The 21,242-nt window shown below is 62.6% G+C and carries 17 protein-coding genes; 9 read left to right on the plus strand and 8 right to left on the minus strand.

What is annotated here, in order from left to right:
• Positions 1-52 precede the first annotated feature (52 nt).
• A complete protein-coding gene (locus tag KHO33_RS03940) occupies positions 53-3,070 on the plus strand; it encodes an FAD-binding and (Fe-S)-binding domain-containing protein (RefSeq protein ID WP_200561409.1) in 3,018 nt (1,005 codons plus the stop codon).
• Between the two features lie 18 nt (positions 3,071-3,088).
• On the opposite strand, the gene KHO33_RS03945 is transcribed toward KHO33_RS03940, so the two are convergent.
• The gene (locus KHO33_RS03945; RefSeq protein ID WP_054034847.1) at positions 3,089-3,721 is read right to left on the minus strand and encodes a helix-turn-helix domain-containing protein; all 633 of its coding nucleotides are present in this window, start codon (positions 3,719-3,721) and stop codon (positions 3,089-3,091) included.
• Between the two features lie 260 nt (positions 3,722-3,981).
• Here KHO33_RS03945 and KHO33_RS03950 point away from each other — a divergent pair, with 260 nt between their 5' ends.
• Together KHO33_RS03950 and KHO33_RS03955 are read left to right on the plus strand one after the other, a co-directional pair.
• Positions 3,982-4,701, plus strand: a complete 720-nt coding sequence (locus KHO33_RS03950; RefSeq protein WP_200561411.1) for a hypothetical protein — start codon at positions 3,982-3,984, stop codon at positions 4,699-4,701.
• 190 nt (positions 4,702-4,891) lie between these two features.
• Positions 4,892-5,185: a GYD domain-containing protein gene (locus KHO33_RS03955; protein ID WP_054034849.1), complete on the plus strand. Its 294-nt coding sequence runs from the start codon at positions 4,892-4,894 to the stop codon at positions 5,183-5,185.
• Positions 5,186-5,292: 107 nt separating this feature from the next.
• Here the strand turns inward: KHO33_RS03955 and KHO33_RS03960 are convergent, their stop codons facing one another.
• A complete protein-coding gene (locus KHO33_RS03960; protein ID WP_200561413.1) occupies positions 5,293-6,603 on the minus strand; it encodes an MFS transporter in 1,311 nt (436 codons plus the stop codon).
• A gap of 381 nt (positions 6,604-6,984) precedes the next feature.
• Here KHO33_RS03960 and KHO33_RS03965 point away from each other — a divergent pair, with 381 nt between their 5' ends.
• Positions 6,985-7,434: a MarR family winged helix-turn-helix transcriptional regulator gene (locus KHO33_RS03965; protein ID WP_054034851.1), complete on the plus strand. Its 450-nt coding sequence runs from the start codon at positions 6,985-6,987 to the stop codon at positions 7,432-7,434.
• Between the two features lie 32 nt (positions 7,435-7,466).
• Here the strand turns inward: KHO33_RS03965 and KHO33_RS03970 are convergent, their stop codons facing one another.
• Genes KHO33_RS03970 through KHO33_RS03990 form a run of 5 tightly spaced genes read right to left on the minus strand, consistent with a single transcriptional unit; the run spans position 7,467 to position 13,100 of the window.
• On the minus strand, positions 7,467-9,746 hold the full coding sequence (locus KHO33_RS03970; RefSeq protein ID WP_200561415.1) for a xanthine dehydrogenase family protein molybdopterin-binding subunit: 2,280 nt from the start codon (positions 9,744-9,746) through the stop codon (positions 7,467-7,469).
• A gap of 35 nt (positions 9,747-9,781) precedes the next feature.
• A complete protein-coding gene (locus KHO33_RS03975) occupies positions 9,782-10,426 on the minus strand; it encodes an isochorismatase family protein (RefSeq protein WP_054034852.1) in 645 nt (214 codons plus the stop codon).
• A gap of 11 nt (positions 10,427-10,437) precedes the next feature.
• The gene (locus KHO33_RS03980; RefSeq protein ID WP_200561417.1) at positions 10,438-11,478 is read right to left on the minus strand and encodes a M29 family metallopeptidase; all 1,041 of its coding nucleotides are present in this window, start codon (positions 11,476-11,478) and stop codon (positions 10,438-10,440) included.
• Between the two features lie 19 nt (positions 11,479-11,497).
• The gene (locus KHO33_RS03985) at positions 11,498-12,325 is read right to left on the minus strand and encodes an alpha/beta fold hydrolase (protein WP_200561419.1); all 828 of its coding nucleotides are present in this window, start codon (positions 12,323-12,325) and stop codon (positions 11,498-11,500) included.
• A 22-nt stretch (positions 12,326-12,347) separates the two neighbouring features.
• Positions 12,348-13,100, minus strand: coding sequence for a maleate cis-trans isomerase family protein (locus tag KHO33_RS03990; protein WP_028194760.1), 753 nt, complete (start codon positions 13,098-13,100; stop codon positions 12,348-12,350).
• Between the two features lie 298 nt (positions 13,101-13,398).
• On the opposite strand from KHO33_RS03990, the gene KHO33_RS03995 reads away from it, so the two are divergent.
• From KHO33_RS03995 to KHO33_RS04005, 3 genes are all read left to right on the plus strand, one after another.
• Entirely contained in the window at positions 13,399-14,550 is a 1,152-nt protein-coding gene (locus KHO33_RS03995; protein WP_093635026.1) for an FAD-dependent monooxygenase, read from the plus strand.
• A gap of 109 nt (positions 14,551-14,659) precedes the next feature.
• Positions 14,660-15,175: a (2Fe-2S)-binding protein gene (locus tag KHO33_RS04000; protein ID WP_200561421.1), complete on the plus strand. Its 516-nt coding sequence runs from the start codon at positions 14,660-14,662 to the stop codon at positions 15,173-15,175.
• A 145-nt stretch (positions 15,176-15,320) separates the two neighbouring features.
• Complete coding sequence (locus KHO33_RS04005) at positions 15,321-17,630, plus strand: c-type cytochrome (protein WP_407946155.1); 2,310 nt, start codon at positions 15,321-15,323, stop codon at positions 17,628-17,630.
• A gap of 22 nt (positions 17,631-17,652) precedes the next feature.
• Here the strand turns inward: KHO33_RS04005 and KHO33_RS04010 are convergent, their stop codons facing one another.
• The gene (locus KHO33_RS04010) at positions 17,653-18,594 is read right to left on the minus strand and encodes a LysR substrate-binding domain-containing protein (protein WP_328822795.1); all 942 of its coding nucleotides are present in this window, start codon (positions 18,592-18,594) and stop codon (positions 17,653-17,655) included.
• A 53-nt stretch (positions 18,595-18,647) separates the two neighbouring features.
• Between KHO33_RS04010 and psrA the strand changes: the two genes are divergently transcribed.
• Together psrA and KHO33_RS04020 are read left to right on the plus strand one after the other, a co-directional pair.
• Positions 18,648-19,739: an iron-containing alcohol dehydrogenase PsrA gene (gene psrA, locus KHO33_RS04015; protein ID WP_200561425.1), complete on the plus strand. Its 1,092-nt coding sequence runs from the start codon at positions 18,648-18,650 to the stop codon at positions 19,737-19,739.
• A gap of 180 nt (positions 19,740-19,919) precedes the next feature.
• On the plus strand, positions 19,920-21,224 hold the full coding sequence (locus KHO33_RS04020; RefSeq protein WP_200561427.1) for an MFS transporter: 1,305 nt from the start codon (positions 19,920-19,922) through the stop codon (positions 21,222-21,224).
• Positions 21,225-21,242 lie beyond the last annotated feature (18 nt).

Genomic DNA, 21,242 nt, shown 5'->3' on the forward strand with positions numbered 1-21,242 from the left:
CTTAAGCGCAATGTAATAGCGTGGACGTTGAACACGAGACATGAGGGGCAAGGTGGGAACGTCATTGGATGAAGAGCAGGGCGCCGGCGTGAAGGCTTCGTTGAGCGACACGGCTCATGGCTCGTCGAAAGCGCCGCGCGTTGCCAAGCCCTTTCAAGGGACTGCTGCTGTGATGCAGGCGCTCGAAGCCGATCTGCGCCGCAACGTACGCGGCGAAGTGCGCTTCGATCAGGGCTCGAAAGCGTTGTATGCGGCAGATGCGTCGAACTATCGGCAAGTCCCTCTCGCCGTGGTGGTGCCATCGGACGTCGACGATCTGCTGGAAACGCTCGCCGCTTGCCGCCGCAATGACGTGCCCTTTCTCCCGCGCGGCGGTGGCACCTCGCAGAACGGTCAATGCGTGAACGTCGCGGTGGTGGCCGACGCGAGCAAGTATGTGAACCGTGTCGTGTCGGTCGATCCTTTGGCGGGCGTAGCGATCGTCGAACCGGGCGTGATCTGCGACACCTTGCGCGACGCCGCCGAAGCACACGGCCTCACGTTCGCACCCGATCCCGCGACGCACAGTCGCTGCACGCTCGGCGGCATGATCGCCAACAACTCGTGCGGCGCGCATTCGGTAATGGCCGGCAAAACGGTCGAGAACGTCGAGGCGCTGGAGATCGCGACCTTCGATGGCGCGCGTTTCTGGGTGGGACCCACTTCGGACGACGAACTCGAACGCATCATCGCAGCAGGCGGCCGCCAGGGCGAGATCTACACCGCGCTCAAGCAACTGCGCGACACCTACGCCGATCAGATTCGCGCGAAATTCCCGCAGATCAAGCGGCGCGTGTCGGGCTTCAATCTCGATCAACTGCTGCCGGAAAACGGCTTCAACGTCGCGCGTGCGCTGGTCGGCACCGAGGGCACCTGTGCGGTGACCTTGCAGGCGAAAGTGCGGCTCGTCAAGAGTCCGGCGAAACGCGTGATCGTCGTAGTCGGTTTCACTGATATCTACACCGCCGCGGACGCCGTGCCGCATTTCATGCGCTGCGGGCCGATCGCGATCGAAGGACTCGACCGTGCGATCATCCGCGGCTTGCAAGCGCGCGGGTTGAAGAAGGATGAGATCGCGCTTCTGCCGGCCGGCGATGCGTGGGTCGTGCTCGAGTTCGGCGCGGATACGCAAGACGACGCCGTGCATCAGGCGCAAACCGCTGCGGCGTATTTCTCGTCGGGCAAGGCAGGGCCGAACGTGTCGGCGATGCTCGTTGAAGATCGTGTGCTACAAGCCAAGGTGTGGTCGATTCGCGAGACAGGCGCGTCGGCGGTGGCCTTGTCGGTGGATGCGGGCACGCCCGATCCAGTGGTCGGCTGGGAAGATGCGGCGGTCGATCCTATGCGTCTCGGCGACTATCTGCGTGCGTTTCAGGCGCTGGTCGATCGCTATGGCTACGAGACGAGCCTATACGGCCATTTCGGCGACGGCTGCGTTCATGCACGCATTACCTTCGATCTGCGCAGCGTGGAAGGCGTCGCGACGTGGCGCATGTTTCTGCGCGAAGCGGCGGAACTGGTCGTCGAATTCGGCGGCTCGCTCTCGGGCGAACACGGCGACGGCCAGGCCAAGGCCGAGTTCCTGCCGATCATGTACGGCCCCGAACTGATGCAGGCAATGGAGCAGTTCAAGGCGATCTGGGACCCGGCCAATCGATTGAATCCCGGCAAGGTCGTGCATGCGTATCGCGCCGACGAAAACCTGCGCATGGGCCCGGCCTACAAGCCCGTGACACTGCAAACGAAGCTCACCTTCGCGAGCCAGGAAGGCGAGGGTTTTCAGCGTGAAATCGAACGCTGCATCGGCATGGGCAAGTGCCGCTCGCTCGAAGGCGGCACCATGTGCCCGAGCTTTCGCGCAACACGTGAAGAGAAATACTCGACACGTGGCCGCGCGCATCTGTTCTGGGAAATGCTCCAAGGCGACGTGATTGCCGATGGCTGGCAAAGCCGCGAAGTGAAAGAGGCACTCGATACCTGCCTCGCGTGCAAGGGCTGCAAGTCCGATTGCCCGACGCATACGGATATGGCGTCGTACAAAGCGGAGTTTCTTTCGCATTACTACGAGACGAATCGCCGACCGCGTCAGGCGTTGTTTATGGGGCGCATTGGCGAGTGGGCGCCATGGGCGGCGCGCTTTCCGCGGCTGACGAATTTTATGACGTCGGCGCCGGGGCTGGCTGCGGTTGGGAAGTGGGTCGCCGGTGTGGCGCAAGCGCGTGAGTTGCCGAAGTTTGCCACGCGGACATATCGGCAGATTGCTCGGCGTTCGCCTCAGGCACAGCTTGATGCTAACTCTCGTGGTGAGGTGAAGAAAGTCATCCTGTGGGTCGATACGTTTAACGATCACTTCACGCCCGAGATCGCGCAGGCCGCGGCCGATGTGCTGACGCAAATGGGGTGGCACGTCGTGTTGCCGAAGAACCGTTTGTGCTGCGGGCGTCCGCTGTATGACTTCGGCTTACTCGACCGTGCGCGCGAGTTGCTGACCACCATTCTCGATGACCTCGGCGAGGACATCGCCGCTGGCGTGCCGTTGGTCGGTCTTGAACCCGGTTGCTTATCGGTGTTCAAGGACGAACTGCTGAAGCAATTCCCCGATCATGCTTTAGCGACGCAACTATCAGCGCAGACGTTTCTATTTTCCGATTTCGTCGCGCGTCAGCCGTTCGAATGGCCGACACTTCCTGCGGACGTGATCGTGCACGGGCATTGTCATCAGAAGGCGCTGTTCGGTATGCAAGGTGATACCGCGCTGCTGAACAAGCTTGGCGTGAAGTGGAAATTGCTCGATACGGGATGCTGCGGCATGGCGGGATCGTTCGGCTTTAACGACGAGCATCACGCTCTGTCTGAGAAGATCGGTGAAGACACGCTGTTTCCAGCGGTGCGTGCCGCTGCGGCGGCAAACGCGGAAACGATCGTGCTGACCAACGGCTTCAGTTGCCGGGAGCAGATCGAACAGGGGACCGGGCAGCACGCGGTACATATCGCGCAACTAGCGCAGCGGGCGTTGGCGGCGCGCCGTTAAGGAGCCATTGCGCCTTCGCTATTTTTTCGCCGGTTCCGCAGTAGCCGACGTCTGCGGAATGTCGGCGCTGGTTGCCATCCACAACACCTCGGCGTCTTCGTCGCTAGTGGACACTGCTGCGTGCCCGGTACGGCTGTCGAAGTAAAGGCTGTCGCCTGCATTCAGATGCGTCGGTGCGTACAACTCGGAATAGAGACACACGCTGCCGCTGATCACGTACAGGAATTCTTCGCCCTCATGACGGCCCCAGTCATCGAAGGCATCCAGCGTGTGCGCCGAGATGCGGATGCGAAACGGCAACATCGCTTTGTGCGCCAGATCCGTGGCGAGCAACTCCATCTGATAGCCACGGTAGGCGTGACGTTGGCCTTCGTTTTTGCGGGTCAACGCGCGGCGGCCGCTGGCACTGACTTTGGGCGTCGAGCCGAACAGCTCGCCGATTTCAATCTTCAGACCGAGCACGATTTTCTGCAGGACGTCGAACGTCGGGGACATCAGACCGTTTTCGACTTTGGAGAGGGTCGAGCGGGAGACGCCGCAGAGGCGGCTCGCGGTTTCGAGCGTCAGGTCCTGCGCCTGGCGGGCGGCGCGGACGCGGCGGCCGAGGTCGGTTGTCGATGGGTCGGCGGGTTTGCTGAGGTGGGTGTCCATGGGGCTGGCTTAAATACTCGCCTTGCGCGGCGTTCGATGTTTCCGATAATAACATTTGAGAAGGGCGGGTCTGGGTAGCGCCCGGCTCATGAGACCATCGAGCAACTTTTCTCATCGGAAACGCTGCAAAGTAGGGGGGCGCCTTTTCGCATCCCGGTACGGGAACGTACCGACGTAGCCCTGCGGTTGTACATATCCTGCGAAACATCTCCGCCGTGACGGACCCGTGTTTGAAGTCGTGACTCATTCGGGAGTAGGTAATGAACGAACTGTTGGCTTTCGCGGTGGAAGCGCACGGCGGTCTGGGGCGCTGGAACGATTTCACGAAACTCAAAGCGGCCCTGTCGGTCGACGGGGCGATCTGGCATTTGAAGCAACAAGCGGGGCTGCTCACCGACAAAATCTTCGAGATCGACACGCACACAGAGCGGTTGACGATCACGCCATTCAGCGCACCCGACATGCGCAGCGTGTTCGTACCGGACAGGCTTACGCTGGAGACTCTGGTTGGCGAAGTCGTAGAAAGCCGTGACAATCCGGAAGCCTCCTTTGCCGGGCAGACCGTCGAGACTCCGTGGGACAGATTTCACGTTGCCTATTTCGCCAGCGAAGCGCTTTGGACCTATTTGACTTCGCCGTTTCTCTACACCTACCCCGGTTTCGAAAGCGAGGAGATCGAGCCGTGGCACGAAAACGGCGAAGTGTGGCGGCGCCTGAAAGTCACCTTCCCGGACTATGTTGCGAGCCACACCAGAACCCAAATTACGCATTTCGGGCCCGATGGGCTCATGCGGCGCCACGACTACACGGTCGACATTCTAGGTGGGGCGACCGGTGCGAATTACACGACTAATTATCGCGACTTCCAAGGCATCATGATGCCGACCACGCGTCGAATCTACGCTTATGACGAGGCCATGCAGAAGGTGCCGGAGCCACTGCTGGTCTCGCTCGACTTCGGTGAACTCAGTTTCAGCTAAGTGAAACGTGCATCACTAGACCCTCACGTCTCATTAACGGTCCAGGACGCCAAACAGCCAGTGACGGCGATTCCATTGCCTACAATCAGGTTACGTGCAGGACGCTTTCGAGCAACTCGATTGCAGTAGCGTTCGCAGTCGAGCCTGCGCGCCCGAATCCCGACTTGTAGTAATCGTAAGGGGAATCGTCATGGCAACTTATGTGGTTCTTGCGCAATTTACTGATCAGGGTATCCGCAACGTCAAAAACAGCGCACAGCGGGCTGGTCAAGCGGCTGAGATGGCCAGGAGTTTTGGCTGTGAAATGAAGGAGATCTACTGGACGATGGGCCAATACGACATTGTCACCATCGTGGAAGCACCGGATGAGCAAAGCTTTATGTCATTCGGCCTGGCGCTCGGCTCCGCAGGCAATGTCCGCACGCAAACGCTCCGTGCATTAAAGAAAGACGAATTCAGCGCTCTTCTCGGCAAACTCCCATAAAACAGGCCGACACCAGGCTCTCCAACCGCTTCTCCCCGCGATTCTTTTGCCACGCAGGCAAGCGTCACGATGCGCCGCGGCGAGGCGCGCGCATCGCAACGAATCGATCAGCGGTTCACGAGCTTGGCGGAATACGTCAACGCAAGCGCGCAGCCGACGATCATGCATGCGGCGAAGCCGAACAGACCTGCGCTTTGCGAATGGAACGTATCGCGCAGCCAGCCGATGAAATACGTGCTGCCGAAACCGCCGAGGTTCGCGATCGAACAGGCGAAGGCGATGCCCGCCGCAGCAGCGGGGCCCTTCAGGAAGGTCGAAGGCAGCGACCACACCACGGGCATTGCAGCGGCCGCGCCCGCGTTGATCAGCGAGAACAGAATGACCGTTGCAACCGTGCCGTGGTGGCCCGCACCGGCGATAACCAGCGCAACCGCCGCGACGAGGAACGGGACCACGATATGCCAGCGGCGTTCGCGCATCCGGTCGGAACTGGCGCCGCAGTAAAGCGTGCTCAACACGGCTAACGCGTTCGGAATCGCCATCAGCCAACCGATGTGATACGGATCGGCGACGCCAGTATCGCGCAGAATCGACGGCAGCCAGAAGCTCGTTGCGTACAGCCCGAGCAGCACGCACAGATCGATGAGGCCGAGCGCCCACACCTTGAAGTCGACGAAGGCGCCGCTCAGCGAATGACTCTTGTTGCCGGACGGCTCCGCGTCGAGATTCGCGCGCAGCGTTTTCTTCTCCGCGGCTGTGAGCCAGCGGGCAGATTCGATGTTATTCGGCAGCCACGCGAGGATCGCAATGCCGAGCGCGATCGACGGCAGCGCTTCGAGCAGGAACAGCCATTGCCAGCCGCCCAGGCCGTGCGCGCCGTTGAAGAACGCCATGATCCAGCCGGAAATCGGGCTGCCGATCATGCTCGACAGCGGCAAGCCGACCATGAACAGCGCCACGATGCGAGCACGGCGTGCATCGGGATACCACTGCGTCAGATAGAGCAGTACGCCCGGCAGAAATCCGGCTTCGGCGACGCCGAGCAGGAAGCGCACGATATAGAACTGCATCGGTGTGGTGACGAACAGCGTCGCGCCCGACAGCAGACCCCAGGTAATCATGATGCGCGCGATCCACAAGCGCGCACCAACCCGCTGCAGAATCAGATTGCTCGGTACTTCGAAGAGGATATAGCCGGCGAAGAACAGACCCGCGCCCAGGCCGTAGACGGTATCGCTGAACTTGAGCGCGTCGAGCATCTGCAGCTTCGCGAGACCGATGTTGATCCGGTCGAGATACGCCGCGAAATAACACAGACAGAAGAACGTGATGAGACGGATCGTAACCTTGCGATAGAGATCGCTGTTGTCGGTGCTGCTCGTGTCGAGCACGGCACTGCCCTGATAAACATTCGCCATGACTGCCACTCCCGGAAGGTGGTGCGAAAAAAGGTGGATGTCGTGCGACAGAGATCACTCGCACTTCGCTTGCAGATATCTGTGTATCACGCTAAAAACGTAGCGTATACGCTTCAAAATACGATGTCGAAAAATACTGATCAAAGCCCATCGAATTTCCTCGTTGAGTCGCTCTATTCCTCGTAAAAATGCCTGTAATCCGTGCTTTTTTACGAGCATGTTCGTGCTTGTTGCACAACGAAAGTGCACGGAAAATGTAAAGCGTGTTAGCTACAAATAAGCCACCCGATGCGAGGGCTTGATCAAGGTCGTATTGAGGGTCCGGTTAGAGGGTGTACACTCTTTCTCTTTCGTCTTCAGGCCGCCCGGCCTTGTACCCCTATGGCGCCGCGCAAGGATTCCTACGACTTTCACGATCAGATCGGCCACTTGTTGCGTCGTGCGTATCAACGGCACGTCGCGATTTTTCAGGAAGCGATTCCTGATTCCGATCTGACCGCCGCACAGTTCGTCGCACTGTGTGCGGTCAAAGAGCAGCAACCGTGCTCACTGAACGACATCGTCAAAGCAACTGCAATCGATCAGGCGACGATCCGCGGCGTCGTCGAGCGTCTGAAGGCGCGTGCACTGATCGAGGTGGGCGCCGACCCGAACGACGGACGCAAGCTCGTCGTGCGTCCCACCGCGGCCGGCCTCGCATTGATCGAGCGTACCGTGCCGTTCGCCCAGGAGGTCACGGAGCGCACCTACGGCGCGCTGAATGCGGGCGAGCGCGTCGCCATGCTGTTTCTGCTGCGCAAAATGATGGAGTCGGATGCAGACGGCGAGTAAGTGAGTCACACCGTAATCGTCTTGCCTGGCTCCTAAATATTCGTCGCCTGCGCCGGTTCAGCCGCCAGCAGCTTGCCGGCGGCGCGCAAACCTTCGCGCACAGTCTCTGGCGTGAACGGCGGCGCGAGCAGGCGCACGCCAGTCGCGTCGTAGATCGCATTCGCGAGCGCGGCGGGTCCAGGCACGGAGGCCGATTCGCCGGCGCCCAGCGGCGGTTCGCCTTGACGCGGCATCAGCACGATGTCGACGGCCGGCAATTCCGGAAAAGTCAGGATCGGATAACTGCCCCATTCGCGGCTCGCCACCTTGCCGTCGATGAATCGCACGCGCTCCTTCAGCGAGCGGCTCAGTACCTGGATCACGTTGCCGTGAATCTGATGACGGACGCCGTTGGGGTTGATCATCGTGCCGGTGTCCTGGCCGACCGTGATGCGCTCGACCCGCACCTGCCCGGTCACGCGATCAACAACGAGTTCCACAGCCCACGCTGACCATGCCGCGCCAAAACCCGGAAAGCGACTGTGCACGTAGCGTGCGTAAGCGATGCCATGTCCGCGCGCATAGCGCTCGTTAGCCGCTTCACTGCCGCGCTTGCGATGCTTCCAACCGGCGCGCGCGGCAAGCGCTTCAAGCAGTTCGGCGGCGCGTGTGTCGTTCAGATGGCGCAACCGAAAATCCAGTGGGTCACAGCCGGTTAGCGCGGCCATTTCATCGGCGAACGAATCGTGCGCGAACGAGTTGGGCAGCGCCGACACACCGCGAAACCATGATGAACGCACGAGCGGGGCGAGATCGTCGCATGCGAAACGGCGGTGTGGGCTTTCGTACGGCGAGACAGCGGTGCGGTCGCCCATTTCGAAGACACGCGCTTGCGGGGCGACGGCGCCTGTCAGCAGTGACGCGAGCAGCGGTGCATCGTTCGACGGATAGCGCGTCACGAAGTCGTAGCCGAGAAGACGGCCGTCGTCGCTCACCGTGCCGGTGACGTCCACCACCTGGCCACAGCCTTTCGGCTCCCACGTGTGTTCGTCGGCACGCGAGAGCTGCACGCGCACCGGCGCACCGACCGCGCGCGAGAGCAGCAGTGCGTCGCCGCAGACGTCGTCCGCACAATTGCGTCCGTAGCAGCCCGCCGCTTCCATGCGGACGACGTCGATGTCGGCTTCGTCGCGTTGCAGGAGAGTCGCGAGATCGCAGCGTAGCGAGACCGGATTCTGCGTACCCGACCAGACGGTGATGCGTCCCTTGCCGGGCTCCCGGTAGTCGGCCACCGAACACGATGGACCGATCGAGCCATGCATCTGATAAGGCCACACGTAGGTGCGCGACAACGTGGTCGTGCCGGGCAGGCCGCGCACGGATTCGACGTCGCCTTCTTCCAGCAGAGGCCGTCGTTTTGCCGGCGCAGCGGAGATCGCAGCGCCTGGATCATCCAGAGATTCGAGCGGCGGCAGCGGCTTCCATTTGACGCGCAACTCGCGTGCGGCACGAATCGCCTGTTCTTCGCGCTCGGCCACGACGCCGATGAAATCGCCGATCACCACCACGTCTCGTACACCGGCAATATGGGCGACGGATTCGCGTTCAACCTGCTCGAAAGATGTGCCGACGAAAGCGCCGCTATCGATGCCGCTATAAGGCGGACGCACCACCCGCCCGTGCAGCATGCCGGGCACGCGCATGTCATGCACAAAGGTCAATGCGCCGGTCGCCTTCGCCGGCAGATCGACGCGCGGCGATGAACGCCCGACGAGCCGGTACGTCGATGGATCCTTGACGGGTGTGGCGATGTCGAGTTCAAGCGTCATGCTGCGGCCAGCGAGCAGTTCGGCAAAAGTCACATGTGCGCCGTTCGGGTTGGCCGCGCAGAAAATCCGGGCGTCGTCAGTGGCAAGCTGTTCTATGGCGACACCGAGGCGCTGCGCCGCGAGTTCGAAGAGCGCGCCGCGCGCCTGCGCCGCCGCACAACGCAGCGGTACCGCCGAAATCTGGATCGTCGCACTGGCGATCGTGGGACCCTGATTCGGCGTGGCGGCGGTGTCGCCGAGCAGCACCGTGACGCGCTTCGCCGGCACGTCGAGTTCTTCCGCGACGATCTGGCCGAGCGATGTGCGTATGCCCGTGCCGAGATCGACGTGACCGTTGAACGCGAGGATCCGTCCGTCATCGAGTATCGCGACGAAGACTTCGGGTACGTCCGGCACGTAGGTCGAGAGGCTGCCTGGCTGTCCGGCGGCGGGCGTGACGGGCGCAGCCGGCCGCCGGATTACGGCAAGACGGCCGATGCGTGCCAGAAGTTCGGAGCGATTCACGGGCGGAGTCCCTGGATGTGCACCACGCTCATGCGTCAACGCACGCGCTGCTCGATCGCGACCAGCGCGTCCGCGAGCGGCATCACCGCCGCGTACTTCTGCTGCATGTCAAACAGGTTCGCGTCGTGCGGGCCGATGGCCCGATCGCCGACGCAGTCGGACAACACCAGCGGCCGGAACCCATATGACATCGCATCGACAACACTGGCGCGCACACAACCACTCGTCACCGCACCGGCCACGAGCAGCGTTTGCACGGCGCGCTGCGTAAGCCACGGCGCGAGTTGCGTGCCGAAGAACGCGGACGGCACGGTCTTGCGCACCACCAGTTCGCCTTTCGCGGGCGTCAGTTCCGGCACGATCGCACTATTGGGATGGTCTTCGGTGAGCGTCGCCATGCCCGGCACCTTCAGCGAGAACACGTTGTCGTCGCTGCCGTCCTCCGCGTAGACGATGCGGCTGTGTGCGACCGGCCAACCCGCGGCGCGGGCGTGGGCAAGCGCCGTCACGGTACGTGCGATCGCCGGTGCGATATTGCCGCCGCCGAATGTAGACGGATCAGCAAAGCCGACCACGAAGTCGACGATCAAGAGGCCAATATTGCCGTGCACGGGCAGCGGCGTGCCGAACCCTTGCTGCTGATACACATGGGCTTCGGCGTGCGTTTGGGGAGCATTCATCGCATTAGGTCTCAGCGTGTCGGTTCGATTACGCGGCCGTCGCGCACGACGACATCATCGTCGAGCAGCACGGTGCAGTGGCGCAGCGGAATATCGATGTGGCAGGTCGTGGTGCGGCTGCCGCCGCCTTCGTTGTTCGGGCCGAGCGAGAAGAGGAAATTGCCCTCGAACGCGCGCGCATCCATGCCGATGGTCGCTTCACGATCGTAGAGCCCGAGCGTCGACCAGCGCGCACGCGGCTGCAGCCCCCAGCCGATATGCGAGATCGCATAGCCTTCTGGGTCATTGAAGGTTTCCATGTAGTCGCGCAGTAACGCGGCATCGACACCTCCTTCGATCTTTGTCGCATAGCCGCCTTCAACAGTCAGCACGATCGGCTCGCTCACATAGCGTTTCTGCGGCAATAGGATGTCGCCGCGATCGATCACGATCGTGCCGTGCGCGGTGCGATCGTTTGGATAGGTCAGCGCGAAGCCGCTCGGCCAATGATCCCAGCGGCCGGGTTCGTCGACGAAACCGTATTCGGCGGTGGGTCCGAACTCGCCGAGCGGACACACGAGCGACGTGCCGGCCGGGGACGTCACGCGCATTTCCCGCGCCGCGGAGATGCGCTTCGCGGCGCCCAGCACCCGAGTGCGATCGGCCTGGGTCGGCACCATGCGCGCGAGCACCTCGGGAGGCTCAACCGCCAGCAGGATTTTCGTGCCGGACTTCAGGATGTTGTGCTGCTCAGGGGAGAACAGCAGGGTCATCAGATCGAGCACGAGATCGCTCGCTTTCAGCGCGGCGATCGCGGGGCCGTTGCCGGTGAGTGGCGTGGTGCCCAGATAGGCGAGCGAATCGCGGCTGAATGCCTTCTCGCCGTTCACCGGCGGCAGATCGAGCCGATTGACGATCGCGCCCATCGATTGCGTCGCGATGAGTGCGCACGACAAGGTCTGCGGATGCGTGGCCGGGCTCGTCAGGATCGTGACGCTCTGGCCGGGTTCGAGGCGAGACAGCGTGAGCACTTCCTTCCACGCTTCGATCAATTGGTAGTCGCTGACTGGCATCGACGGTTCCTTTTTACGGTCAGTAGGCGAGCGGCGCGCCGAGGAAGTCGCTGAAGGCGGCGTAAAAGCCGGCAGCGTTGTCCCACGGAATCATGTGGCCGGCGTTGGGCACGCGTACGTGCAGCATCGCCGGTGTGGCGCGCTGCAGTTCGGCGACGTCCTCGTCGCGCACCACGTCGCCGTTCTGCGCGGTCATCAGCAGCGAGGGCACCGTAAGACGGGCGGCGTCCGCGTGGAAATCGTCGGTGTGGAAGCCTTCATAGGAGGCGAGTACCGCGCGCTCGTCGCAGGTATGCAGCCATTCGGCGCGCAACTGGCGTTCGGCTTCCGTCCAGGTTGGGCAGAACGCGCGCATGCCTTCGGCGTCGGTGCCGCTTCGCGCGAGCGCCATCGAATCGACGTACCAGGGCAGCTTGCCTGGATAGTCGCGGCGGCCGGGCCCGGAAACCGGCGGATCGATCAACGCCACCGATACGAGTCCGCGCGGCGCATGCAGCGCGGCGCGCGCCGCGATGCGCGCGCCCATGGAATGGCCGACCAGGCTGAATTCACGCAGACCGAGCGCCGCGACGAACGCTTCCACGTCGGCGGCTTGCGCGTCGAGGCTGTAGTCGAGGGTCGGCGATGCCGACGACAGGCCGCGGCCGCGCACGTCGAGTACATACGTGTCGTGCGTGCGGCCCAGCACTTCGCCGACGAAGCCCCACGTGATTGCCGGACTGGTAATGCCCGGAATGAGCACGATAGCGGGGCGTTTCGCGCGTGAACCGTCGGCGCCGCCGTAGCGCAGATAGTGCTGACGGATGCCGTTGGCCGCGACGTTCGCGCCGTACAGGAAGGTAGTCATGTGCGTCCTCTTGCGGCGGCGGTCAGTAAGCGCCCGACAGCAGGGCGCCTGCGCCCGGCACGATCGGTTCGAGATCGAGTTCGCGCAGCATCGCGTAGGTGGTGGCGATCGCGGCCGTAATCACCGGCTTGCCCGTCATGGCCTCGACCTTGGCGACCGCCGGCAGCGACGGCATCTGTACGCAGGCGGACAGCACGATTGCGTCGGCCTGCTCGAAAGGCATGCTTTTGACGATGTCAGGCAAGCGTGCCGGATCGTGGCGGCCCACGTCCAGGTTGTCGGGAATTTCGAGCGCACGATAGTCGATGACTTCATACCCTTCGTGGCGGATGTAGTCGACCACGAGCTCGGTCAAGGGCTTCATATACGGCGCCACGACGATGACGCGTTTGGCGCCGATCACACGCAGTGCATCGACCAATGCCCCCGCGCTCGTCAGGACAGGCGCCTGCCCGCCGTTTTCCGCCGTGCGCTGCGTCAGGCGCGCCTGCGACACGCGGTGATAACCGTGACCCATGGCCATGATCGCGACGAGGCAGGCATAGCCGAGCACGTCGACGCGCGCGTCGGACAACTCGAGGGCGCAGCGGTCCGACTCGGCGTCCATTGCCGCCAGTTCTTCCTTGACGACCTTCTTCATGCGCATCCGGCTCGAATGGAAGGTGAAGCGCTGCGGGCGGATCGTCTCGCGCAGTCGCAGCATGGCCGGGATCTCCGTTTCCATCGTGGTGTTCGAGCTCGGCACGATCTGGCCGATCCGGTATGTCCTGGTCATTGTGATGCTCTCCGGTCAATGTGAGTGATGCCCGGCGCCTTGCGACGGCGAGGGGCGTCGTACGTTGAAGAAAAGTCTAGTGTGTACGTTATAAAAATTCAACAGAATAAAAATGTTCCAGGCGAGTGACAGCAAGAATGAATGCACGATTACACGTATATAGGCGATAAATTCGGCGTTCGAGTGTACGAAAAATTTTTGTTGTCGAAAGAATTTCGAATGTGTACGCTACATTTAATCGAACTCAACCGGGCCGTCGAAGCATGTCGCTGGGCGGGCGCACGAACAGGAGAACATCATGAGAAAAACCCGTATCGCCGTTATCGGCGCAGGCCTCGGCGGCACGGCGGCTGCCGCGTTGTTGCAACGCAGCGGTTATGACGTCAGGCTTTACGAGCAGGCTCAGGCGTTTTCACGCCTGGGTGCGGGTATTCACCTGGGGCCGAATGTGATGAAGATCATGCGTCGCATCGGCTGCGAGGACGCTCTGAACCTGATGGGCTCGCATCCCGACTTCTGGTACAGCCGCGACTGGAAAACGGCCGAAGCGATCTCGCAGATCCCGCTCGGCGATCACGCGCTCAAGGCCTATGGCGCGAGCTATCTGACGGTCCATCGTGGCGACTTTCATGCGCTGATGACCGAGGCGGTTGCGCCCGGCACGATCGTCTTCGGCAAATGCTTGAAGTCTGTCGAAGATACCGGTAGCGACGTGCGCATGACTTTCGCGGACGGCTCCGTCGAGACGGCCGACATTGTGATTGGCGCGGACGGCGTCAACTCGAAGATCCGCGATCACCTGCTGGGCTCGGAGCCGCCGCGTTATACGGGCTATGTTGCGCATCGCGCGGTCTTTCCCGCGTCGCTGCTCGGCCACAAACCGTATGACATGTGCGTGAAGTGGTGGTCGGAAGACCGTCACATGATGGTCTACTACGTGACCGAGGCGCGCGACGAGTACTACTACGTCACGGGCGTGCCGCAGGCAGAGTGGCCCACGGGGGTGTCGATGATGGAAAGCAGCCGCGAAGAAATGCGCGAGGCGTTCGCGGGTTTTCATCCGGACGTGCAGAATCTGATCGACGTGTCGCCGTCCATTACAAAATGGCCTTTGCTCGAACGCGATCCGCTGCCGTTGTGGAGCCGCGGCCGCCTGGTGCTGCTCGGCGACGCATGTCATCCGATGAAGCCGCACATGGCGCAGGGCGCGGCGATGGCGATCGAAGACGCCGCCATGTTGACGCGCTGCCTCGACGAAGTGGGCGCGACGGATTACGCGGGTGCCTTCGCGCTGTACGAAGCAAACCGTGCGACGCGCGCCTCCAAGGTGCAACTGGTCTCGCACAACAACACGTGGCTGCGCACGAATGAAGACCCGTCGTGGGTCTTTGGCTACGACGTGTTCAACGTACCGCTCGTGTCGCCGGCCGCCGAGGTCGCTTCGGCCTGAGTGTGTGAGTGGCAAGCACGCGATACGGAAGCGCGTGGCGCCGGCGCCATAGCACGCTGCGTGCTTCCGCTGTAACGTCGTCCCTTTTCATTTATGAACAGGCTCAGATATGGCGCATTCGAGTCCGCCCGCCGGTCCGCTGACGCTCACCGTCAACGGCGTTCGTCGCACCGTTCAGGGCGCCACGCCGGATACGCCGCTGCTGTATATCCTGCGCAACGACTTCGAACTGAATGGGCCGAAGTACGGATGCGGCCTCGGGCAGTGTGGCGCGTGCACGGTGATCGTCGACGACCAGCCGACGCGTTCGTGCGTCGTGCCGGCGAGCATTGCGATCGGGCGCGAAGTCACGACGCTCGAAGGACTGGGGACGGCGGATGCGCTGCACCCGGTGCAGCGCGCGTTCATCGACGAACAGGCGGCGCAGTGCGGTTACTGCCTGAACGGCATGATCATGAGCACGAAGGCGTTGCTCGACCGTAACCCGGAGCCTGACGACGACGCGATCCGCGACGCGCTGCGCTTCAATCTGTGCCGATGCGGCACCCACTTCGAGATCGTCAACGCGGTGCGTCGCGCTGCGCAATATCTGCGGCATGAAGGTGCGCATGAATCAGAACGGTGACGATCTCGTAGCGGTGCGTGATGATGAACGTACGCTTGAGTCTGTGCGTGCACAGTCTGTCGGGAACGAAAAACCCGGTGCGGCACTGTACCGGTCGGAAAGGTATCAATGGCCCGTACGAACGCAAACGGGCGACGCAGCCGCTATGGCCTATGCGGACATGATGGTCGAGACCGGCCACGAGCGCGATGGCACGATGAAAACGTGGCAGTACCGCGCGCGGCTGGAGCACGAAGAGGCTCCAGTGTGCGATGACGACGTCGAGGCTGGTGCGCCTTTACTAGTGTATCGACACGCCCAGACGTCCGTAGCGGTCGAAGCCTCTGCCGCTCGAGCAATTCCCGCTCAAGCGCACGCCTTTGCCCGCGAATCGTTCATCGACGAACTCGCCCACGCGCTGCAACGCGACCCCGTCGCGTTGCGCCTGCAGCACCTCGACACGCAGCGTGACGGCGGCGCGCGCGAAACGATCCGCATGGTGACCGAGCGTGCCGCGTGGGGCGGGGCGCTCGCGGCTCAGGTTGAGCCGGCGTCGCCCTGGGTGCGCGGCCGCGGCTTCGCGTTCGACGGCGAAGCGCTCGAACCCGGCGCGCCGCTATCGTCGGATGAGAAAGGCAGTTTGCCTGTGCGCGTCACAACGGCAACGCCGAATCCGAGTGCCGATAGCTGGACGGCGTGGGTCGTGGACGTCGACGTGAATCGTGAAACTGGAGATGTCGCGATCAGGCGCGTGGTTGCGGGCCGTGGTTCGGGCGAACCGGGTGCCGCGCGCGTCTCGGGCTTGCCGTCGTGGCAGGTGGCCGAGGCGATCGAGCGCTCCACCGGCGTGCGCTTTCTTGCCCGGTCAGCCCACGATGAAACCGGCGTTGCGAACGGCGATGCCGCGGTGTCGCATGAACTGAGCGTGGCGGGGAGAGCGCTGAACGAGTCGACAGCCGGGACTGCGCGGGCCTTGACGAGCGCGGAGGCCGGCACGATAGAGCGTGCTGCCGCGCCCGCCGCAGCCGCGATTGCGAACGCCTTGTTCGATGCAACCGGCGTGCGTTTCCGTGCGCCCCCGTTCGACGCGGAGCGCATCCGCCGCGCGTTGGCTGACGCACCTTCCGCTACGTTGGCTGAGGCGCCTACGCCAACGCGTCGTCCGTCGCGTTGGCGGCGCTGGTTGGCCGGGGGCGGTATCGGTGGCGTGATGGGCGGTTTGATCGGCCTTGCCTGCTCGGTCCTGCCAGGGCCGGCGCCGATCGCACCGATTTCCACCATCGATACTTCGCTGTGGTCGACGGCCACGCTCGAACGCGGTCGTCAGATCGCCGCCGCGGGCGATTGCGCGGTCTGCCACACCGCGCCGGGCGGCAAGACCAATGCCGGCGGCTTCGCGCTCGACACGCCGTTCGGCACCGTCTACTCGACCAACCTCACGCCCGATGCGCAGACCGGTATCGGCACCTGGTCGTACGAAGCGTTTGCGCGAGCGATGCGCGAAGGTATTTCGCGCGACGGCTCGCATCTTTATCCGGCGTTTCCGTACACCGCGTTCGCGAGGATGAGCGAGTCCGACATGATGGCGCTCTACGCGTATCTGATGTCGCAAGCGCCAGTCAAAAACGCGCCGCCGAAAACGAACCTGCCGTTCCCGCTCAATCAAAGACGGCTGGTGGCCGGCTGGAATTGGCTGTTTCATGACACACGTCCGTTCCTCCCCGACGAGACGCGCTCGGCGCAGTGGAATCGCGGCAAGTATCTGGTCGACGGCGCGGGGCATTGCGGCGCGTGCCATACACCGCGCAATGTGATCGGCGCGGAGAAGGGCGGTTTTGCGTATCTGTCGGGCGGGAGCGCGGAAGGCTGGGACGCGCCGTCGCTGGTGGCTTCGCGCGCGTCGCCGGTGCCGTGGTCCGAGGCTGCGCTATTCGACTATTTGCGCACGGGCTTTTCTGCGGAACACGGTGTGGCGGCGGGGCCGATGGCACCGGTCGTCGCCGGGCTCGCTACGCTGCCGGAATCCGACGTACGTGCAATGGCTCATTACGTCGCGTCGTTGTCGCCACCCGTTGACGCGGAGGTGTCCGCCCGTGCTGCGGCCGTGCGGGCGATTGCGACAGACGCGGGCTCGACGACGACACTTGGCTTCGAAAACGGCCGTCGCATTTTCGAAGCATCGTGCGCGGTGTGTCATGCGGAATCGGGCGGCGTCGGCCATTTCGGCGTGCGCCCGTTGATGGGGTTGAACACGAGCGTTGCCCAGGCCTCACCGGACAATCTTCTGCATGTGTTGCAACACGGAATCGATCAGCCCGCAACGGAATCGCTGGGCTACATGCCCGGCTTCGCAGATGTATTCGACGACAAGCAGATGGCCGAGCTCGCGTCGTATATCCGCGCGCGCTACGCGCCGGGGCAGCCGGCGTGGCGCGATCTCGAATCGGCGTCGGCAAGATTGCGCGCGGGGCACTAGCGCTGTCCGGGCAAATAGGCGCCTAACTTGTGGCACCCTCGGCGCCTTTCTCAATCAATACCTGATTGACCACGTCGAGGAAAGCCTGCACGAGTCGTGCGGCTTTACGCTCGGCGAGGCAGGCGACATGCGCGTGAGTCGATACCTGCTCGCCGAGGATCGTCAGTTTGCGCAGCCGCGAGTCGTCGACATGTTCGCGCTCTGACACCGCCGCGATGCCGAGCCCAAATATGACCGCTTCGCGCACGGCCTCCCGGCTGCCCACTTCCAATGCAAAGTTTGGCTCGATGCCGTGCTTGCGTAGTGCGTCTTCCAGCGCCTTGCGGGTGGTGGAGCCCGGCTCGCGCATGATCATGGGCTCGTTGCGAAGCTCTTCCGGACGAACGCTGCGCCGGCGCGCCAGCCGATGCGTCGCCGGAACGATGATGACCAGTGGGTGTTGACGATAGGGCACATAGTGAAGCAGGGGGTTTGCGCCGTATTGCGCGAGCACCGCGACGTCCGTTTCATACGACAACAGCCCACGCACGGTTTCCTCTGAGTTGCCGAGCCGGATCGATACACGCAGTCCCGGGTAACGGCGATGAAACGCCGCGACGATTTCCATTGCATGTAATGGTCCGACCGCGCCCACGTGAATGACGCCGGTGCTCAGGCCCGCCGATTCCTTCAGAAAGTCGATTGCCTCCTGTTCGTTGCCGAACATTCGCTGAGCAATGGCAAATAACGTCTCCCCAGCCGCCGTCAGGATGATTCGACGGCCGCTGCGATGGAACAGCTCCACCCCGTAGCTCTCTTCCAGATCCCGCACCTGCGTTGTGACAGTCGGCTGGCTGACGTGCAGCGCCCGCGCGGCGGCCGTCACGCTGCCGTGCTTGCCGACGGCGTAAAACGAGCGCAATTGAGTGAGTCGCATAGATTGGCTGAATACATCGACAGAAATATTTGTATTTTTACTATACATCGATGTTTCCCATAATTCATCCGTAACGCACACAGACGAAAAGAGGGGAGACGATGAACGGTGTCTTTTGGAATCCTGTAGAGGTGAATTTCGGCCCCGGTTGTATCGCACGGCTGCCCGAGATTCTCAACGGCCGCCGCGCCGTAGTCGTGACGTTCGCGGAGGCGGCGCAGATCGGTCTCGTGCAGCGTGTGCGCGAGTTGTGTGGTGACAGCGTGGTCGCGGTGATCGACGACGTACAGCCGAACCCGGACGTCACCCATATCGCCGGGCTGTACCGCGACTTCTGGCGCAGACATGAGGGTTGTCCCGTTGTCGTGGCGATCGGCGGCGGCAGCGTGCTCGACACGGCCAAAACGCTGATGGTCGGTACGGAAAGCAATGAGTTCGACGAACTGCTGGCCTTGCTCGATACGGGCAAGCCGTTCACACCGCCGCGCGTGAAGTCGCTGATTACCGTGCCGACTACCGCAGGCACTGGCAGTGAAGTGACGCCATGGGCGACGATCTGGGATCGCACGATCAAGCAGCGCAAGTATTCGCTGCAGCTCCCGCAGACGTGGCCCGAGGCCGCGATCGTGGATCCGGATCTCACGCTCTCGCTGCCGCAATCGGTCACGGTGCAGAGCGGCCTCGATGCGCTATCGCATGCACTCGAAGCCATCTGGAACGTCAACGCGAACCCGATCTCCGACGAATTCGCGGTGTCAGCCGCGCGCGACATGCTGGCCACGCTGCCGGCGCTGGTTGCGAATCTGCAGGACCGGACACTACGCGAACGGGCTTCGCTGGCGGCGCTCAAAGCCGGGCTCGCGTTCTCGAACACGAAAACCGCGCTGGCTCATTCCATTTCGTATGAGATGACGATTCATCACGGTCTTCCTCATGGCATCGCGTGTTCGTTCACGCTGCCGATGGTGCTGGATCTCGCGCTTGGAAAAAACACTGCGCGTGACGCTGTGCTCGCGAAAGTCTTTCCGTGCCCACTGGCCGATGCACGGGACTACCTGACCAATTTTCTCGAAGCGCTTGGCGTACGTACATCGTTTTCAAGCTATGGCGTGAGCACTGAGGAATCGGACCGGATGATCGCGCACGCGTTGAGCGGGCCGCGTGGACGCAACTTCATCGCCGCTGCGGCTTGAAGTTCTGGTAGCGCCGAAGCAAGGAGAACAGCATCACGAAACGGTGATAGAGGAGGAAAAGAGACATCCGGTTTCGCACCGGCGTATCTCGCAGCACAACAAAAGCCGCACGAACGGCAAGAGCCGAGGCAGCGGACGTCAAGCGACGTCACGGGCCCGGCAACTATCAGGAGACAAGCAATGGAAGCGGTGGATATTGCAGGAGGCGCGGCAATCAACGTCGACGCCAGGTCTGTGAAGTCGGTTGCCCTAGCCAGTCTGATCGGCACGACCGTCGAATGGTATGACTTCTTTCTCTACGGCACGATCACCGGCCTCGTATTCGACAAGCTCTTCTTTCCGACGGGGAACGCTTTCGTCTCCACCATGCTGGCCTATACGGTGTACGCGGTTGGTTTTGTCACCCGGCCGCTCGGCGGTGTGGTCTTCGGCCATTTCGGCGACCGGTTCGGACGCAAGCCCTTGCTGGTGCTCACGCTTTCCATCATGGGCGTCTCCACTTTCCTGATCGGGGTACTGCCAACCTATGCGTCGATCGGCATCTGGGCGCCGGCCTGTCTCCTGTTGTTGAGGTTGCTGCAGGGCATTGGCCTCGGCGGCGAGTGGGGCGGCGCGGTGCTAATGGCTTTCGAATACGCGCCCCGCAAACACCGCGGCCTGTACGCGTCATATCCGCAGATCGGGCTCGCAATCGGTCTGTGCCTGAGCAGCGGCGCAGTGGCCGCACTGACGACCTGGCTGACGCCCGAAGCCTTTCTGCAATGGGGCTGGCGGGTCGCCTTCATGGCCAGCATCCTGCTCGTCGGCGTGGGCATGTTTATCCGCTTGCGCGTCGTCGAAACACCCGCGTTCACGAAGATTCGCGACACCCACGCGGTCGCAAAGGTACCGGCGCGCGAGGTGTTCGCTGACTACCGCGGCAATGTGCTGCTGGGCTGGGGCGCGCGCTATATCGACGGCGTGATCTTCAACACCTATGCGGTGTTTGCGCTGAGCTATCTGATCGGCATCCAGCACTACGCGAAGTCGGCGATCCTCGTGGCCGTGACGCTTGCCGCACTGGTGCTGATGTTCATGATTCCGGTCGCGTCGCGCCTGTCGGACCGGATCGGCCGCCGCAAGGTGTTCGGCTGGGGCGCGCTGGTCTGCGGCCTGAGCGCGTGGCCGGCCTTTGCGGTCTTTCATTACTCGAGCAGTCTCGCTGCCGTGACGGCCACCATCGTGATTGTGCTCGGCGTGATCTACGCGTTCGTCTACGGTCCCGAAGCCGCGCTGTTCTGCGAATTGTTCGATACGCGGGTGCGGTACAGCGGCATCTCGATCGTGTATCAGGTATCGGGCATTGTCTCCAGCTCGATCACGCCGCTCGTCGCCACCTCGCTTCTTCACTACGGCAATTTGCAGCCGTGGTGGATTGCCCTCTATATCGCATGTGTGGGGTTGCTCAGTGCGGTCTGCACGTACTTCATCCGGCGCACGTTCTGAACATCCGATCTCCAGGGG

It is taken from the genome of Paraburkholderia nemoris, assembly GCF_905221015.1.
GTDB lineage: Bacteria > Pseudomonadota > Gammaproteobacteria > Burkholderiales > Burkholderiaceae > Paraburkholderia > Paraburkholderia nemoris.

Coding starts and splice junctions, on each gene's coding strand:
- KHO33_RS03945 (WP_054034847.1), bottom strand. CDS start 3,721: ATGGACACCCACCTCAGCAAACCCGCCGACCCATCGACAACCGACCTC.
- KHO33_RS03950 (WP_200561411.1), top strand. CDS start 3,982: ATGAACGAACTGTTGGCTTTCGCGGTGGAAGCGCACGGCGGTCTGGGG.
- KHO33_RS03955 (WP_054034849.1), top strand. CDS start 4,892: ATGGCAACTTATGTGGTTCTTGCGCAATTTACTGATCAGGGTATCCGC.
- KHO33_RS03960 (WP_200561413.1), bottom strand. CDS start 6,603: ATGGCGAATGTTTATCAGGGCAGTGCCGTGCTCGACACGAGCAGCACC.
- KHO33_RS03965 (WP_054034851.1), top strand. CDS start 6,985: ATGGCGCCGCGCAAGGATTCCTACGACTTTCACGATCAGATCGGCCAC.
- KHO33_RS03975 (WP_054034852.1), bottom strand. CDS start 10,426: ATGAATGCTCCCCAAACGCACGCCGAAGCCCATGTGTATCAGCAGCAA.
- KHO33_RS03980 (WP_200561417.1), bottom strand. CDS start 11,478: ATGCCAGTCAGCGACTACCAATTGATCGAAGCGTGGAAGGAAGTGCTC.
- KHO33_RS03985 (WP_200561419.1), bottom strand. CDS start 12,325: ATGACTACCTTCCTGTACGGCGCGAACGTCGCGGCCAACGGCATCCGT.
- KHO33_RS03990 (WP_028194760.1), bottom strand. CDS start 13,100: ATGACCAGGACATACCGGATCGGCCAGATCGTGCCGAGCTCGAACACC.
- KHO33_RS03995 (WP_093635026.1), top strand. CDS start 13,399: ATGAGAAAAACCCGTATCGCCGTTATCGGCGCAGGCCTCGGCGGCACG.
- KHO33_RS04000 (WP_200561421.1), top strand. CDS start 14,660: ATGGCGCATTCGAGTCCGCCCGCCGGTCCGCTGACGCTCACCGTCAAC.
- KHO33_RS04005 (WP_407946155.1), top strand. CDS start 15,321: ATGGCCTATGCGGACATGATGGTCGAGACCGGCCACGAGCGCGATGGC.
- KHO33_RS04010 (WP_328822795.1), bottom strand. CDS start 18,594: ATGTATAGTAAAAATACAAATATTTCTGTCGATGTATTCAGCCAATCT.
- psrA (WP_200561425.1), top strand. CDS start 18,648: ATGAACGGTGTCTTTTGGAATCCTGTAGAGGTGAATTTCGGCCCCGGT.
- KHO33_RS04020 (WP_200561427.1), top strand. CDS start 19,920: ATGGAAGCGGTGGATATTGCAGGAGGCGCGGCAATCAACGTCGACGCC.